A 14568-nucleotide genomic window follows, 5' to 3' on the forward strand; every position below is an offset into this window, starting at 1 on the left:
AACGATCAGCGCGGCTGGTTCTGTTCGATCCAGCCGGCGAAGGCGTCGATGATGCTCTGCAGGAAGGGCTGGGTCTTCTCGGACAGCTTGCCGGCTTCGTCGAAGAAGCCACCGGCGCCGCCCAGGTAGGCCTCGGGTTGCTGCAGCACCGGCATGTTGAGGAATACCAGTGACTGGCGCAGGTGGTGGTTGGCGCCAAAGCCGCCGATGGCGCCCGGAGAGGCGCTGACCACGGCGCAGGGCTTGGCGTTCCAGGCGCTCTTGCCGTACGGCCGGGAGCCGACGTCGATGGCGTTCTTCAGCACGCCCGGCACCGAGCGGTTGTACTCGGGGGTGACGAAAAGCACCGCGTCGGCGCGGGCGATGCGCTCGCGGAAGGCGGTGTAGCTGGCGGGCGGGCTGCCCACGTCGATCTCTTCGTTGTACAGCGGCAGGTCGCCGATCTCCACGATTTCCAGCTTCAGGTTGGCCGGCGCCAGGGCGGCGAAGGCCTTGGCGATCTTGCGGTTCAGGGATTCCTTGCGCAGGCTGCCGACGACCACGGCAACATCGAAGACTTGGCTCATGACGACTCCTCGGGAAAGCGGTAGTTGAGCCGTTTGTTATAGACGATGCCGGCGGTCCTGCCCGGACCTGGGTCAACGAGCCGCCGGTATGTCCCAGTCATTCTTGATGATCTTGGCTCTGTGGAGTGGGGCATGGCGTCCTTAGAGTGGGCCATGTCCTGAATGCCCGAGTCGAGGTCCACCATGTGCATGAAAGTGTTTTTCGCCGGCGCCAGCGGTGCCATCGGCCAGCGCCTGCTGCCCTTGTTGCTGGAGCGTGGCTACGAGGTGCTGGCGATCAGCCGCTCGCCGGAGCGTGCCGCTCGCATCGAGGCTGCCGGCGCTCGGGCGCTGGTGCTGGATGTCTTTGATGGTGACGGTCTGCGGGACGCCGTGCAGGCGTTCGCGCCGCGCTGGGTGATCCATCAACTGACCGACCTGCCGGCCGGTCTCGATCCGGCGCAGATGCCCGCTGCCCAGCCGCGCAATGCCCGCGTTCGCCGCGAGGGCACTGCCAACCTGGTGGCGGCTGCGCGTGCCGCCGGCGTCGAGCGCATGGTCGCGCAGAGCATTGCCTGGGCCTACCAGGCCGGCGAGCGGCCATTGCACGAGGAGCAAGCGCTGGACCTTGACGCCGAAGGCCCGCGCGCCATCAGTGTTGGCGGCGTGGCAGCGCTGGAAAATGCCGTGCTCGGCGCCCAACCGATGGAAGGTATCGTGCTGCGCTACGGCCGGCTCTATGGCCCTGGAACAGGAGCCGAAACGGCTGATCCGCGTTTGTCCGTGCATGTCGATGACGCGGCTCGTGCCGCGCTGCTGGCGCTGGAGTGGGGCGCCCATGGCGTCTACAACATCGCCGAGCAGGACGTCGAGGTCAGCTCTGCCAAGGCCCGCCATCGGCTTGGTTGGCAGCCGGGCTTCCGCCTGGCGGGGGCCTCGGCATGAGCCTGGTCGCGGGCCGCGAATGGCGTATCGGGTTGGCGCTGGCGGCAGCCGTTGCGGCGGGTGCATTGCTCTGGCATCCCGTATCGCGCCCCGTGGTGCTTCTTACCGAAAGCCATGTCGGGCACTCCGCCGACGTGCGGCCGGCTACGCAGGTGAAGCGCCTTTCCTGCGAGCCCCTGGCGGACATGCCCGGCAAGGTCGTCACCACGTTGCAGGTGGATTTCCCGCCCGGGGGCTTCACGCCCGCTCACCGCCATCCCGGCGCGGTGACTGCCATCGTGCTCAGCGGCCAGGTCCGCTCGCAGATGCAGGGCCTGCCGGCGCAGACTTACGGACCGGGGGAAACCTGGTTCGAGCCCAGCCGCGAGCTGCACCTCTTCGCCGAGAACCCCAGCGCCAGCGAACCCGCGCGGCTGCTGGCGGTGATCGTCAGCGAAGAGAATTGCGGGCCGCTGGTGATTCCCGAACCCGCTGCCCGGAGCACACCTTGATGCTTCGCGAAAGGAGACTCGCATGACCCCGCTCACCCCCTTCGACGCTGCTCAACTCGATGCCACCCTGGCGCGCCTCGGCCTGCCGCCGGAGCGTCCCGCCCCGAACCTGGGAAATCTCGACCGGCTGATCGTTGCAGCACTGCACCGGTTGCCCTTCGAGAACCTCGACGTCCTGCTGGACAAGCCGGTACGGATCGAGCCGGACGCGGTGTTCGAGAAAGTCGTCGAGCGCCATCGCGGCGGCTACTGCTTCGAGCTCAACAGCCTGTTCGCCCGCCTGCTGAGCAGCCTGGATTACCGGGTGACGCTGCTGGTGGCGAGGGTGCGCTGGGGGCTTCCGGCGGATGCGCCGCTGACGCCGCAGACCCACCTGCTGCTGCGAGTCGACCTGGAGGAAGGCGCCCATCTGGTGGATATCGGCTTTGGCGGCCCTGCGTCGCCGCGCGCCCTGCCGTTACGCGTGGATGAGGAGCTGCCCGGTGGCTGGCGCATCAGCCGCAGCGCGGATGGAGAGTTGGAAATGGCGACGCGCTCTGCATCCGGTTGGCAGACGCTTTACCGCTTCACTCTGGAGGCGCAGCACTGGGCCGATTACGCCATGCGCAACTGGTACACCTCGACCTACCCGCAGAGCGTGTTCCGCAACTCCCTGCGGGTCGCGCTGAGCGAAGAGGGGGCGCGGTTGTCGCTGCTCAACGGGCAGTTCAGCCGGCGGACAGCGGAAGGTGATGTCGAGCAGTCCAGTATCGCTGGCGCGGATGACCTGCTGGAAGTCTTGCGCCAGCGTTTCCACCTGCAGCCCGCGCCGGGAGAGATCGAGGCCCTGCGCATGCGGCTGGCGCAGTTGTTGCCGCCGAACAGCTGAGAGGGGTTATTGACCGGAGGCGGTGACGGTGGCGGGCACATCGGGTGCAGAACCGATGGTCAGGCGCACGGTACGCCCCGCCAGGTCACTGCGCCGCAGCGTACCGCCCGGCGTGGCGTCGAACCAGCGGCCTTGCAGGTCCGAGGCGCTGCATTGCAGTCGCCGCTCGACGGCGGTGCCGGCCCCTGTCGGTGGGAGCAGCCAGCGACATTGGCCGTCGAAGATGATTGCCCCCTTGCTCGGCGGTTCCCAGACGCTCGCCGGCAGCTGCTCGCGGAATGTCAGGATGGCGAAGGCCAGGTCCGGCTGCACGGCGTCATTGGGGTGGACGGTGGATTCGCCGTCGAGCTGGATCCGTATGCGGCTGAGCTGGAGGTCGCAACCCTCCGCCCGAGTGCTCAGCGGCACCTGGAAGCTCACGCGCTGCGGCCGCGCTGCATGCCCCGGCGTGTTGAACAGGCGGTGCCTGAGGTTATGTCCCGTCGCACCCTGGCAGCTGTCGCCGGCGGACTGGGTGTACTCGGCATCGCCTGCCAATTGGAAGTCACCGGGCAGGTCGGCCTCCAGGGTGAATTCGTCACTGGCGCAGCCGCCCAGGGCGGTGGCAAGCAGGATGAGTGCCGGTGATGAAACGCGCCGGACGAGCGTGAGAAGCGGACGGAACATGCAAGGGGCCTGCAGCAGTTGCAACTGCACAGGAGCATCCACCGATCAGAACGGCGCCTGAATCGGACTGGTCTCGATTGGTTGTAGGAAATTGGCAGTCAAGGCGGCGCTATCGGCGGCTCAACCGATCATCCCGAAACCGCGCGCCATCAGGCTCGCCAGCAGCGGCAGGACCAGCAGCGCGAGCAGCTCGATGCGGATGGTCATGATCACCAGCTTCGCCTGGCGCTCGCTGGGCACCGGTACGCGCCCGGCCTTGAGCTCGTTGCGCCAGTTGAGGAAGGTCATGGTCGGCAGGATCGACAGCAGCGCCACCAGCACGAACAGGCCGATCTTGGCGTGGAAGATGCTGTTGTGCAGGTAGTACTCGGTGCCCTTGGCGAACCACACCACGCGTGCTGCGCCGGTCAGCAGGACCAGGCCAGCGCAGGCGCCGTAGGCGAGGTCGACGATGACCAGGCTGCGCGCCCGCGACAGGTCCAGCGGCAGGCGGAACAACTGGTGCTCCAGCACCAGCAGGGCGAACAGGATGAAGATCGACAGGTAGTGCAGGTACGCGGCAATGGCTTGGGCCATGGAGGCTTCCTCGGATGGGGCCTTCTTATTGGGGGTTCAGGCTTGGGCCGATGACGCGTGGAAAACCACCCGGTTGCGTCCGGCCTGCTTGGCACTGTAAAGCGCGGCGTCGGCGCGTTCCAGTGCCTGGTCCACGGCTTCTTCGCCGACCAGCAGGGTGCAGCCGATGCTCAGGCTCACCGGTAGCGGCCCGCTGGCCAACGGCACCGGCTCGTTGCCGATCAACTGGCGCACGCGTTCGGCGACCCGCTGCAATTCCTCGCCGTCCTTCACCTTGAGCAGCGCGACGAACTCCTCTCCACCCTGGCGCACCAGCAGATCGTCGGGGCGGAGCGCGGCGCGCAGGCGCCGGGCACATTCGCACAGCACCTGGTCACCGGCGGCATGGCCATGCTGGTCGTTGATCGACTTGAAGAAGTCGAGGTCGGCATACAGCACACCCAGCTGCGCGTGGCTTTCCCGCGCCATCCGGCATTCGCGCTCCTGGAAGGTCTGCAGGCCGCCCCGGTTCCACAGCTGCGTCAGTGGGTCGAGCAGGGCCTTGCGCTGTTCGCGGTCCATCTCCACGCGCAGGTCGCGGTTGTTCTGGATCAGTGTGCGCAGTTGCAGGTAGCCCTCGGCGAGGGTGGCGAGGTCGCGGAAATTGGCCTGCTGCGCCTGGGTCATGCTGCGCGGGCGCGGATCGACCATGCACAGGGTGCCGATGGCTTGACCATTGCCGGCGCGCAGCGGGCGCCCGGCGTAGAAGCGGATGTAGGGCGGGCCGAGGACCAGCGGGTTGTCGGCGAAGCGCGCGTCGAGGGTGGCGTCGGGTACCAGCAGGGTGTCCTCGCCGAGAATCGCGTAGCCGCAGAAAGACACGTCGCGCGTCGTCTCGTTGGCGTCCAGGCCGACGCGGGCCTTGAACCACTGGCGGTCCTGGTCGATCAGGCTGATCAGAACTGTGTCGACCTTCACCAGATCCTGGGTCAGCTGGACCAGGGTATCCAGGTAGTGCTCGGCCGGGGTGTCGAGCAGGTTCATCTCATCCAGGGTCTGCTGACGCAGGTGTTCGTCAACGGGAATGGGACAAGCCGGCATGGCGTTTCCTCACAGGTTCAGGGGCTGGCAGGCACCTGCCAGGCATCTTGGCGCGTGAGCCTCCAGGCGTAGAGGGCGAGGATCACGCCGCGCAGCAACATGAAGCATAGGAAGGTTAGCCATAAACCGTGATTTCCCCAGCCCTGCAGCGCGATACCCAGCGGCAGGCTGGCGGCGCAGGCGAGCAGCATGGTGTTGCGCATCTCGCGGGCGCGGGTGGCGCCGATGAACAGGCCGTCGAGCAGATAGCTCCACATGCCGATCAGCGGCAGGCAGGCGAGGTAGGGCAGGTACTGGTCGGCGGTGGCGCGTACTTCGGGGATGTCGCTCTGCAGGGCGATGAACAGGTGCCCGGCGAAGGTGAAAAGGGCAACGAACAGCAGGCTGGCGATCAGTGACCAGCCGCAGGCGACCACCAGCGAACGGCGCAGCGCGGTGCGGTCGCGGCCGCCGATGGCGTGCCCGCACAGGGCCTCCACCGCATGGGCGAGGCCGTCGAGGGCGTAGGAGGTGACCATCAGCCCGTTCAGCAACAAGGCGTTGGCGGCCACCGTGGCGTCACCCAGGCGCGTGCCCTGCACCGTCAGCAGGAAGAACACGCCCTGCAGCGCCAGGCTGCGGATGAAGATGTCGCGGTTGACCATCAGCAGCGGGCGCCAACTGGCCCAGGCGCGCAGGCGAGTCCAGTCCGGCAGGCCGGAGTAGCGCGCCAGGGTCCTGCGGGTCAGCGCCAGGCCGAGCAGGGCGCCACTCCACTCGGCGAGCACGGAGGCCTTCGCCGCACCGGCCACGCCCCAGCCCAGGCCGATCACGAACCAGAGGCTGAGGACGATGTTGATGACGTTGGTGGTCAGCAGGATCGCCAGTGGCGCGCGGGCATTCTGCGTCCCGAGGAACCAGCCGACCAGCGCGTAGGTGGCCAGCGCTGCCGGCAGGCCGAACAGGCGGATGTGGAAGAATTCGCGAGCCAGTGCATCCAGCTCGGCAGACGGACGCATCAGCCCCAGCGCCGGACCCGTCAGCGGCACCGCCAGCACGCCGAGCAGCAGCGCCAGGCCCAGTGCGAGCAGCAGGCCCTGGCCGAGAATCCTCCGCAGCGCTCCACCGTCGTCGCGTCCAGCTGCCTGCGCGGAGAAACCGGTGGTGCCCATGCGCAGGAAGCCCAGCACTCCCACCAGCAGCGTGTAGAGCCCGCCGCCGACGGCGACGGCGCCCAGCTGGTGCGCGTGTGGCAGGTGACCGATCACCGCGCTGTCGACCAGGGTGACCAGCGGCACGGAGACGTTGGAGAGGATCATCGGCGCGGCGAGCGCCCAGACGCGACGGTGGGTCGGCGAGTGCCGCCAGGCTTCGAGCAGGGAATTCATTCGGGGCTCCTGAGCAGGCCCGCAGTATAGCGAGCCACCTCAGGGACTGTCGGAGCGAGCAAGGACTAGGCGCCCCCTCGTTCCTACGAAAAGCAGACAGCGCCCTGGGCGCTCAGGCGGGCTTCTTGCGGTACGCGCAGTAGCCAGGGCGCGGGCCGACCTGCGGGTGGTTGCGGCAGGTGTCCGGGCGCTTGGCGTAGACGCTGCAGAGGCGGGTCTTGCGGTCGAGGAAGTAGCAGTCGCCGTTGCTGGTGCGGGTCAGGGTGAAGATGCCGCTCTTCTGGTTGAAGCGCTCGACGACGCCTTCCTTCAGCAGGCGCTTGGCGATGTTCTTCGCCGGTTCGTCGCGCTCGAATTCGTCGACCACGCCGATCCGGATCAGGTCGTTGACGTTCACTTCCGCCGGCATGGTGCAGCAGGTGGCGTTGCAGTCCTTGCACAGGCCGGAGGTGTACTTGGCCCAGGTTTCCAGGCGGTCCAGTTCGGCGTTGGCGATCAGTGGTGGTTTTCTCATGGGGGCATTCGGCGGGGCGTTGCGAAGGCGCGCATCATAGTGGCGCCGCCGGAGAATTGCGCGGCCTTTCGTCTAACAGCTGGGCTGCGGGACGCCGTGGCGACGAGCAGCAGGGTTCAGTTTGCCGAAAGGCCCTGGAGTCCGCCGTGTTCGCGCAGGTGCTGCCTGAAGGCGGGATAGCAGATCAGGAACCAGGGCGTGAAGCGCTCGGGCTGCGCGGCCATCTCGGTTTCCAGGTCCGCCAGGGCGACGTAGCGGAAATCGTCGGCCTCGTCGGGATCGGGGTGTGGCGGTTGGTCGTCGATGGCGGCGAAGATATGCCCGTACTCGTTCTCGGTCATCCCACCGGGCAGTTCCAGGCAGTAGCTGAATTCGAACAGCTTGCGCAGCGTCACGCGCACGCCCATTTCCTCGAGCAGCCGCCGCTCGGCAGCATGCCTGGCCAGCTCATCCGGATAGGGATGGCCGCAGCAGGTGTTGCTCCATAGCCCGCCGCAGTGGTACTTGCCGGCCGCACGACGCTGCAGCAACAGCTCGCCGGCGCGATTGAGCAGGTAGACGGAGATGGCCCGGTGACGCAGGCCCTGCCGATGCGCCTCGAGCTTCTCCATCGTGCCGGTCGGGTGGTCGTGCTCGTCGACCAGGATCACCTGGATATCGGTCATGCCGTTCTCCTGCGAGAAAGCTTTCCGTGCTGAGCATAGAAGGATGAGGGCCAGACGACGGCGGTTCAGCCCCGACGGATCATCCAGATACCGATGGCGATGGCGACCATGCCGGCGACCTTCATGGCGCTGACCGGCGCTTCCTTGAAGCCGGCCCAGCCGAAGTGGTCCAGGGCCAGCGCCATGCCCAGTTGCCCGGCGAGCACCAGCACCATGAACATCAGCGCACCGACGCGCGGCGCGGCGAAGGCGGCGATGAAGATGAAGAACATCCCCAGGAAACCGCCGCACCACTGCCACCAGGGCATCCCGCGCATCGCTGCGAGGCTGGGGAATTCACGGTTGGCCAGGGTCAGCGCGAGCAGCCCGAGCATGCCGACGAAGAAGGAAATCAGCGCGGCGGCCAGTACGCTGGACACCTGCTTGGCCAGTTGACCGTTGATGCCCGCCTGCAACGGCAGGCAGGCGCCGGCGATCAGCGGCAGGACGAACATCCACCAGGGCGGCGTAGGCATGGGAAACTCCGGAAACGGTTCGCGGGCAGGGCGGCGAAGGGCTGTCCTGCGATCGAACGATGAAATGTAGCCGCGTAGTATGCACCAGACCGGAGCATTGCTCCCGTCCCGATGGAGGTCCCGATCATGGCCACCCGCGCTTCCCGCGTCCTCAGCGTCCGCATCGAGCGGCCTCGGGATGCGGCCTACGACTTCCTCGCCGACCCGAAGAACTTCCCTTACTGGGCTTCCGGGCTGTGCAGCGCCATCGCGCCGCTTGAAGGCGACCTGTGGCTGGCGCAGACACCCCAGGGGCCCCTGCGTGTGCGCTTCTCGCCGCGCAACGGGTTCGGCGTGCTGGACCACGACGTGCTGCCCGAGCAGGCGCCGGCCATTCATATCCCGCTGCGGTTGATCCCCAACGGCGATGGCTGCGAGTTGCAGTTGACCCTGCTGCGCCAGCCGCAGATGGACGACGCCACCTTCGAGCGCGACGCGCAGTGGGTGGAGAAGGACTTGCGAGCGATCAAGGTGTTGCTGGAGGGATGACTGCTCTCCGGCTCGTCCACTGGTTGCAGGATGAGCATGAGTAGGATGGTGTGGAGCGCAGCGATACCCATCAACTCTTCACCCGAGCAGCATGGGTATCGCTGCGCTCCACCCATCCTGCGTTGAAGGACGCCGGAAACGTCGGTGGGCGCCGATCCTGGGCGGTTACAACCGCGCGGCCAGTTCGGCGCCCTCGCGGATCGCCCGCTTGGCGTCCAGCTCTCGCGCCACGCTGGCGCCGCCGATGACGTGGTAGCGCAGGTTCTCCGCCGCCAGCGTCGGTGGCAGTTCCAGCAGGGGTTCCTGACCAGCGCAGATCACCACGTTGTCCACGGCCAGGCATTGCTCCTGGCCATCGACACGGATGTGCAGGCCGTCATCGTCGATGCGCAGGTACTCGACGCCGCCAAGCATTCGTACACCGTGATGCCTGAGGTGTGCGCGGTGCACCCAGCCGCTGGTCTTGCCCAGCCCGGCGCCCGGTTGCCCGGCCTTGCGCTGCAGCAGCCAGAGCTGACGATGTGGTGCGGCGGCAATGGGGGCGATCAGTCCGCCCGCCGTGGCGTTGTCCAGGTCGATCCCCCATTGGCCGAGCCATTCACCGAGCGGCTGCGGCCCCTCGCGTTCGGTGAGCAGGAAACTGGCTACGTCGAAGCCGATGCCGCCGGCGCCGATCAGCGCGACCTTCTCGCCCACCGGGGCGCCACGCAGCACGTCGAGGTAGCTGAGCACCTTGCTGTGGGCGATGCCGGGGATAGACGGCGTGCGCGGGCGAATGCCGGTGGCGACCACCACCTCGTCGTACTCGCCCTGCAGCTCTCCGCGGGTAATGCGCCGGCCCAATTGCACGTCGACGCCCAGCTCGCGCAGGCGTACGCCGAAGTAGCGCAATGTCTCGTGGAATTCTTCCTTGCCCGGCACGCGCTTGGCCAGGTTGAACTGCCCGCCGATTTCCTCGCTGGCCTCGAACAGTGTCACTCGATGCCCGCGCTCGGCGGCCACGCAGGCGGCGGACAGCCCGGCAGGACCCGCGCCGATCACCGCGATGCGCTTGTGTACGCGTGCCTTGCGGTAGCGCAACTCGGTCTCGAATGCTGCGCGCGGGTTGACCAGGCAGCTGGCGCGGCGATTGGCAAAGGCGTGGTCCAGGCAGGCCTGGTTGCAGGCGATGCAGGTGTTGATCGAGTCCGCGCGGCCGGCGGCAGCTTTCTCCACGAACTGCGGGTCGGCCAGCAGCGGCCGCGCCATGGAGACCAGGTCGGCGTGGCCCTCGGCGAGCAGCCGCTCGGCGACTTCCGGCGTGTTGATGCGGTTGCTGGCGATCACCGGCACGCGCAACTCACGGCGCAGGCGTGCGGTGACGTCGGCGAAGGCGGCGCGCGGCACCGAGGTGACGATGGTCGGCACCCGCGATTCGTGCCAGCCGACGCCGGTGTTGAGCAGGTCGATCCCCGCGCCTTCGAGGGCTCGTGCAACGGTGCGGACTTCGTCCCAGCTGTTGCCGCCTTCCACCAGGTCGAGCAGCGACAGGCGGTAGCTGATGACGAAGCGTTCGCCCAGCGCGCGACGCGTGCGGCGGACGATCTCCAGCGGCAGGCGCATGCGGTTGCCCAGGTCGCCGCCCCAGCGGTCCTCGCGCTGGTTGGTGCGCGGGCAGAGGAACTGGTTCAGCAGGTAGCCCTCGCTGCCCATGATCTCCACGCCGTCGTAGCCGGCGGCGTGGGCGAGCTTCGCGCAGCGCACGAAGGCGGCGATGGTGCGCAGGATGCCGCGCTCGGAGAGCTCGCGTGGGGCGAACCAGCTGATTGGCGATTTCAGCGGCGAGGCCGAGACCACCAGCGGGTGATAGCCGTAGCGCCCGGCGTGGAGGATCTGCAGGAGGATGTGCCCGCCCTCGCGGTGCACCGCCTGGGTCAGGCGGCGATGGGCAGGCACCTGCAGGCTGCTGGTGAGGCTGCTGCCCAGCGGCAGCAGCCAGCCTTCGCGGTTGGGTGCGAAGCCGCCGGTAATGATCAACCCGACGCCGCCGCGTGCCCGCTCTCGGTAGTAGGCGGCGAGCTTGCCGAAGTCCCACAGGCGATCTTCCAGCCCGGTATGCATCGAGCCCATCACCACGCGGTTGCGCAGCTGGAAGGCGCCCAGGTCGAGCGGGGCGAGCAGGTGAGGGAAAGGCGAGGCGGCGGGCGGCATGGAAGCACTCATGGGCAGTCAGGTCCTGCCACCCTAATAGGCCAGCGGTGGGTCGGTTAACGGCCCGGCTGCCGTCTCGTTCGGGCATTTCGGTCAAGCGTTTCGATTTGACAGGCTGGCCACAGGTTCCAGACTTGTTCCCATGGCAGGGCTTCGTGCCCCGAACGCTGGCTGAAGTGACGGAGGTCGTCATGAAAGCGATAAGAACAAGACATGCGCGCCATTACCTGCTCGCTGCCTTCATCGGTGTTGCCCTGCTCGGGCTGCACGAAACCCTTCAGCCGGATCGCGCGCAGTCCGCCTGTCGTTCCGATGGTGAAGCTATCTCCTGCGCCTACCCGCCCGTTGCCCATTTAGGGGTACTCGACAGCCCGTTCTGAGTGACGCACTGACGCGCGTCAATGCGCCGCAAAGTCTCCGCGTGCATGGTCAGCGCCCGGCTGAAGACTGGCTTATTGCCTCAGCTTGGCTATCTTTTAAGCAGCAAGGGTCCGGCCATGCACCGGACGTACGCTGCCTGATCAGGAGACGCACGATGGATATGAACCGTCGGCAATTTTTCAAGGTCTGCGCTGTGGGCCTTGGAGGATCGAGCCTGGCGGCACTCGGGATGGCACCCCCGGATGCATTCGCCGACCAGATCCGCCATTTCAAGCTTGCGCGCACCGTCGAGACCCGCAATACCTGCCCGTACTGCTCGGTAGGCTGCGGCATCCTCATGTACAGCCAGGGTGATGCAGCGAAGAACGTTTCGCAGAACATCATCCACATCGAGGGCGACTCGGACCATCCGGTCAACCGCGGCACCCTCTGCCCCAAAGGCGCCGGCCTCTTGGACTTCGTCCACAGCCCGAACCGCCTGAAATACCCGCAGATTCGCGAAGCGGGCTCCGCTGAGTGGAAGCGCATCGGCTGGGACGAGGCGCTCGATCGCATCGCCAAGCTGGTGAAGGACGACCGCGACGCCAACTTCATCGAGAAGAACGCCCAGGGCCAGACGGTGAACCGCTGGCTGACCACCGGCTTCCTGGCCGCGTCGGCGTCTTCCAACGAAGCCGGCTACATCACCCACAAGGTGATGCGTTCCCTCGGACTACTGGCGTTCGATAACCAAGCGCGTGTCTGACACGGCCCGACGGTGGCAAGTCTTGCCCCGACGTTTGGCCGTGGAGCCATGACCAACCATTGGACCGACATCAAGAATGCCGATCTGATTCTGATCATGGGCGGCAACGCCGCTGAAGCGCACCCGTGCGGCTTCAAGTGGGTGACCGAAGCCAAGGCGCACAACAAGGCGCGCCTGCTGGTGGTCGACCCTCGATTCACCCGTTCCGCCTCGGTGGCCGACTATTACGCGCCCATCCGCACCGGCACGGACATCGCCTTCCTCGGCGGCCTGATCAATTTCCTGCTGGAAAACGACCGGTACCAGAAGGAATACGTCCACAACTACACCGACGTCTCGTTCATCGTGAAGGAAGGCTTCGGCTTCGACGACGGCCTGTTCAACGGTTACGACGCCGAGAAGCGCACCTACCCGGACAAGTCATCCTGGCAGTACGAGCTGGGTGAGGACGGCTTCGCCAAGGTCGACCCGACCCTGACGCACCCGCGCTGTGTGTTCAACCTGATGAAGCAGCACTACAGCCGCTATACGCCGGACGTGGTGAGCAACATCTGTGGCACGCCCAAGGACATGATGCTCAAGGTGTGGGAGGAGATTTCCACCACCGCGGCGCCGACCAAGGTCATGACCATCATGTACGCCCTGGGCTGGACCCAGCACTCGGTGGGCGCGCAGATGATCCGCACCGGCGCGATGGTCCAGCTGCTGCTGGGCAACATTGGTATGCCCGGCGGCGGCATGAACGCCCTGCGCGGTCACTCCAACATCCAGGGCCTGACCGACCTCGGGCTGCTGTCCAACTCGCTGCCCGGCTACCTGACCCTGGGCATGGACGCGGAGCAGGACTACAACGCCTACATCACCAAGCGCACGTCCAAACCGCTGCGCCCGGGGCAGTTGTCCTACTGGCAGAACTATCCCAAGTTCCACGTCAGCCTGATGAAGTCCTGGTTCGGCAAGTCCGCGACCAAGGACAACAACTGGTGCTACGACTGGCTGCCCAAGCTGGACATGCCCGGCGCCGGCTACGACGTGCTGCGCTACTTCGACATGATGTACCAGGGCAAGGTCAACGGTTACTTCTGCCAGGGCTTCAACCCCATCGCCTCGTTCCCCAACAAGGCCAAGGTCAGCGCCGCGCTGGCCAAGCTGAAGTGGATGGTGGTGATGGACCCGCTGGCCACCGAGACCTCCGAGTTCTGGCGCAATGCCGGCGAACACAACGACGTCGACACCAAGGCCATCCAGACCACGGTGTTCCGCCTGCCCACCAGTTGTTTCGCCGAGGAGGACGGTTCCATCGTCAACTCCGGCCGCTGGCTGCAATGGCACTGGAAGGGCGCCGAGCCGCCGGGTGAAGCACGCACCGACATCGCCATCATGAGCGGCCTGCTGCATCGCCTGCGCGAGGCTTATCGCAAGGATGGCGGCAAGTTCCCCGACCCGATCCTGGGCCTGGACTGGCCGTACCTGACGCCCGATGAGCCGACTCCGGAGGAGATCGCCAAGGAGTACAACGGCAAGGCACTGGCCGACCTCGTCGACCCCGCCAACGGCATGGTCCTGGCGAAGGCCGGCGAGCAGCTGCCCGGCTTTGCACTGCTGCGTGACGACGGCAGTACCGCCAGTGGCTGCTGGATCTTCGCCGGCTCCTGGACGCAGCAGGGCAACCAGATGGGCCGCCGCGACAACAGCGACCCCTACGCCATGGGCCAGACCCTGGGCTGGGCCTGGGCGTGGCCGGCCAACCGGCGCATCCTCTACAACCGCGCCTCGGCCGACGTCAGCGGCAAGCCGTGGGACCCGGTGAAGAAGCGCCTGGTGTGGTGGAACGGCAAGGCCTGGGGCGGGACCGACATCCCGGACTTCAAGCCCGATTCGGCGCCGGAAGCGGGAATGAACCCGTTCATCATGAACCCCGAAGGCGTGGCGCGTTTCTTCGCCGTCGACAAGATGGCCGAGGGGCCGTTCCCGGAACACTACGAGCCGTTCGAAACGCCGATTGGCGTCAACCCGCTGCACAAGAATCCGCAGGCGATCAGCAGCCCGGCGGCGCGGGTGTTCAAGAACGACATGGAGCTGTTCGGCACGGCGAAGGAGTTCCCGTACGCCGCGACCACCTACCGGCTCACCGAGCACTTCCACTTCTGGACCAAGCATTGCCGCCTGAATGCCATCGTCCAGCCGGAGCAGTTCGTCGAGATCGGCGAGGCGCTGGCCAAGGAAATCGACATCAAGGCCGGCGACCGCGTGAAGGTGTCCTCCAACCGCGGCTTCATCAAGGCGGTGGCGGTGGTGACCAAGCGCATCCGTCCGCTGCAGGTCAATGGCCAGACCGTGCACCACGTGGGCATCCCCCTGCACTGGGGTTTCTCCGGCGTGGCGCGCAACGGCTACCTGACCAACACCCTGACCCCCTTCGTGGGCGACGGGAACACGCAGACGCCGGAGTTCAAGTCCTTCCTCGTCAACGTGGAAAAGGCGTGAGGTGA

Annotated in this window: 15 protein-coding genes; 6 read left to right on the plus strand and 9 right to left on the minus strand. The window is 66.7% G+C overall.

Annotation, left to right across the window (positions count from 1 at the left end; all coding sequences use genetic code 11):
* Positions 1-5: 5 nt before the first annotated feature.
* On the minus strand, positions 6-566 hold the full coding sequence (locus A6723_RS02485) for an NADPH-dependent FMN reductase (RefSeq protein ID WP_054906448.1): 561 nt from the start codon (positions 564-566) through the stop codon (positions 6-8).
* A gap of 183 nt (positions 567-749) precedes the next feature.
* Here A6723_RS02485 and A6723_RS02495 point away from each other — a divergent pair, with 183 nt between their 5' ends.
* From A6723_RS02495 to A6723_RS02505, 3 genes are read left to right on the plus strand one after another with little or no spacing between them, the layout of a single operon-like run.
* Entirely contained in the window at positions 750-1490 is a 741-nt protein-coding gene (locus A6723_RS02495; protein WP_054906450.1) for an NAD(P)-dependent oxidoreductase, read from the plus strand.
* Entirely contained in the window at positions 1487-1981 is a 495-nt protein-coding gene (locus A6723_RS02500; RefSeq protein ID WP_054906451.1) for a cupin domain-containing protein, read from the plus strand. The genes A6723_RS02495 and A6723_RS02500 overlap by 4 nt, the downstream gene beginning before the upstream one ends.
* A gap of 22 nt (positions 1982-2003) precedes the next feature.
* Positions 2004-2849, plus strand: coding sequence for an arylamine N-acetyltransferase (locus A6723_RS02505; RefSeq protein WP_054906452.1), 846 nt, complete (start codon positions 2004-2006; stop codon positions 2847-2849).
* A 6-nt stretch (positions 2850-2855) separates the two neighbouring features.
* Here the strand turns inward: A6723_RS02505 and A6723_RS02510 are convergent, their stop codons facing one another.
* The 7 genes from A6723_RS02510 to A6723_RS02540 form a co-directional block, all read right to left on the minus strand.
* Positions 2856-3515, minus strand: a complete 660-nt coding sequence (locus tag A6723_RS02510; RefSeq protein WP_139092875.1) for a hypothetical protein — start codon at positions 3513-3515, stop codon at positions 2856-2858.
* A gap of 120 nt (positions 3516-3635) precedes the next feature.
* Positions 3636-4091, minus strand: a complete 456-nt coding sequence (locus tag A6723_RS02515) for a DUF2214 family protein (RefSeq protein WP_054906454.1) — start codon at positions 4089-4091, stop codon at positions 3636-3638.
* Between the two features lie 36 nt (positions 4092-4127).
* Positions 4128-5171 carry a sensor domain-containing diguanylate cyclase gene (locus A6723_RS02520; RefSeq protein WP_054906455.1) on the minus strand — a complete coding sequence of 348 codons (1044 nt, stop codon included), beginning with the start codon at positions 5169-5171 and terminating at the stop codon, positions 4128-4130.
* A gap of 17 nt (positions 5172-5188) precedes the next feature.
* Positions 5189-6538: an MATE family efflux transporter gene (locus A6723_RS02525; protein ID WP_054906456.1), complete on the minus strand. Its 1350-nt coding sequence runs from the start codon at positions 6536-6538 to the stop codon at positions 5189-5191.
* A 112-nt stretch (positions 6539-6650) separates the two neighbouring features.
* Entirely contained in the window at positions 6651-7052 is a 402-nt protein-coding gene (locus A6723_RS02530) for a YkgJ family cysteine cluster protein (protein ID WP_054906457.1), read from the minus strand.
* A 116-nt stretch (positions 7053-7168) separates the two neighbouring features.
* Positions 7169-7717, minus strand: coding sequence for an isopentenyl-diphosphate Delta-isomerase (idi, locus tag A6723_RS02535; protein ID WP_054906458.1), 549 nt, complete (start codon positions 7715-7717; stop codon positions 7169-7171).
* Positions 7718-7782: 65 nt separating this feature from the next.
* Complete coding sequence (locus A6723_RS02540) at positions 7783-8232, minus strand: DMT family transporter (protein WP_024766173.1); 450 nt, start codon at positions 8230-8232, stop codon at positions 7783-7785.
* A gap of 126 nt (positions 8233-8358) precedes the next feature.
* Here A6723_RS02540 and A6723_RS02545 point away from each other — a divergent pair, with 126 nt between their 5' ends.
* Positions 8359-8760, plus strand: coding sequence for a hypothetical protein (locus tag A6723_RS02545; RefSeq protein WP_054906524.1), 402 nt, complete (start codon positions 8359-8361; stop codon positions 8758-8760).
* A 165-nt stretch (positions 8761-8925) separates the two neighbouring features.
* Here the strand turns inward: A6723_RS02545 and A6723_RS02550 are convergent, their stop codons facing one another.
* Positions 8926-10962 carry an NADPH-dependent 2,4-dienoyl-CoA reductase gene (locus A6723_RS02550; protein WP_054906459.1) on the minus strand — a complete coding sequence of 679 codons (2037 nt, stop codon included), beginning with the start codon at positions 10960-10962 and terminating at the stop codon, positions 8926-8928.
* 179 nt (positions 10963-11141) lie between these two features.
* On the opposite strand from A6723_RS02550, the gene A6723_RS31590 reads away from it, so the two are divergent.
* Together A6723_RS31590 and fdnG are read left to right on the plus strand one after the other, a co-directional pair.
* Positions 11142-11330, plus strand: a complete 189-nt coding sequence (locus A6723_RS31590; protein WP_139092876.1) for a hypothetical protein — start codon at positions 11142-11144, stop codon at positions 11328-11330.
* A gap of 155 nt (positions 11331-11485) precedes the next feature.
* Positions 11486-14563 carry a formate dehydrogenase-N subunit alpha gene (fdnG, locus tag A6723_RS02560; protein WP_139092877.1) on the plus strand — a complete coding sequence of 1026 codons (3078 nt, stop codon included), beginning with the start codon at positions 11486-11488 and terminating at the stop codon, positions 14561-14563.
* Positions 14564-14568 lie beyond the last annotated feature (5 nt).

Source organism: Pseudomonas sp. AU11447 (assembly GCF_001672555.2).
Taxonomy (GTDB): domain Bacteria; phylum Pseudomonadota; class Gammaproteobacteria; order Pseudomonadales; family Pseudomonadaceae; genus Pseudomonas; species Pseudomonas nitroreducens.

Excerpts from the sequence above, each read along its gene's own strand:
- A6723_RS02485 (WP_054906448.1), bottom strand. The coding sequence starts at position 566 with ATGAGCCAAGTCTTCGATGTTGCCGTGGTCGTCGGCAGCCTGCGCAAG.
- A6723_RS02495 (WP_054906450.1), top strand. The coding sequence starts at position 750 with ATGTGCATGAAAGTGTTTTTCGCCGGCGCCAGCGGTGCCATCGGCCAG.
- A6723_RS02500 (WP_054906451.1), top strand. The coding sequence starts at position 1,487 with ATGAGCCTGGTCGCGGGCCGCGAATGGCGTATCGGGTTGGCGCTGGCG.
- A6723_RS02505 (WP_054906452.1), top strand. The coding sequence starts at position 2,004 with ATGACCCCGCTCACCCCCTTCGACGCTGCTCAACTCGATGCCACCCTG.
- A6723_RS02510 (WP_139092875.1), bottom strand. The coding sequence starts at position 3,515 with ATGTTCCGTCCGCTTCTCACGCTCGTCCGGCGCGTTTCATCACCGGCA.
- A6723_RS02515 (WP_054906454.1), bottom strand. The coding sequence starts at position 4,091 with ATGGCCCAAGCCATTGCCGCGTACCTGCACTACCTGTCGATCTTCATC.
- A6723_RS02520 (WP_054906455.1), bottom strand. The coding sequence starts at position 5,171 with ATGCCGGCTTGTCCCATTCCCGTTGACGAACACCTGCGTCAGCAGACC.
- A6723_RS02525 (WP_054906456.1), bottom strand. The coding sequence starts at position 6,538 with ATGAATTCCCTGCTCGAAGCCTGGCGGCACTCGCCGACCCACCGTCGC.
- A6723_RS02530 (WP_054906457.1), bottom strand. The coding sequence starts at position 7,052 with ATGAGAAAACCACCACTGATCGCCAACGCCGAACTGGACCGCCTGGAA.
- idi (WP_054906458.1), bottom strand. The coding sequence starts at position 7,717 with ATGACCGATATCCAGGTGATCCTGGTCGACGAGCACGACCACCCGACC.
- A6723_RS02540 (WP_024766173.1), bottom strand. The coding sequence starts at position 8,232 with ATGCCTACGCCGCCCTGGTGGATGTTCGTCCTGCCGCTGATCGCCGGC.
- A6723_RS02545 (WP_054906524.1), top strand. The coding sequence starts at position 8,359 with ATGGCCACCCGCGCTTCCCGCGTCCTCAGCGTCCGCATCGAGCGGCCT.
- A6723_RS02550 (WP_054906459.1), bottom strand. The coding sequence starts at position 10,962 with ATGAGTGCTTCCATGCCGCCCGCCGCCTCGCCTTTCCCTCACCTGCTC.
- A6723_RS31590 (WP_139092876.1), top strand. The coding sequence starts at position 11,142 with ATGAAAGCGATAAGAACAAGACATGCGCGCCATTACCTGCTCGCTGCC.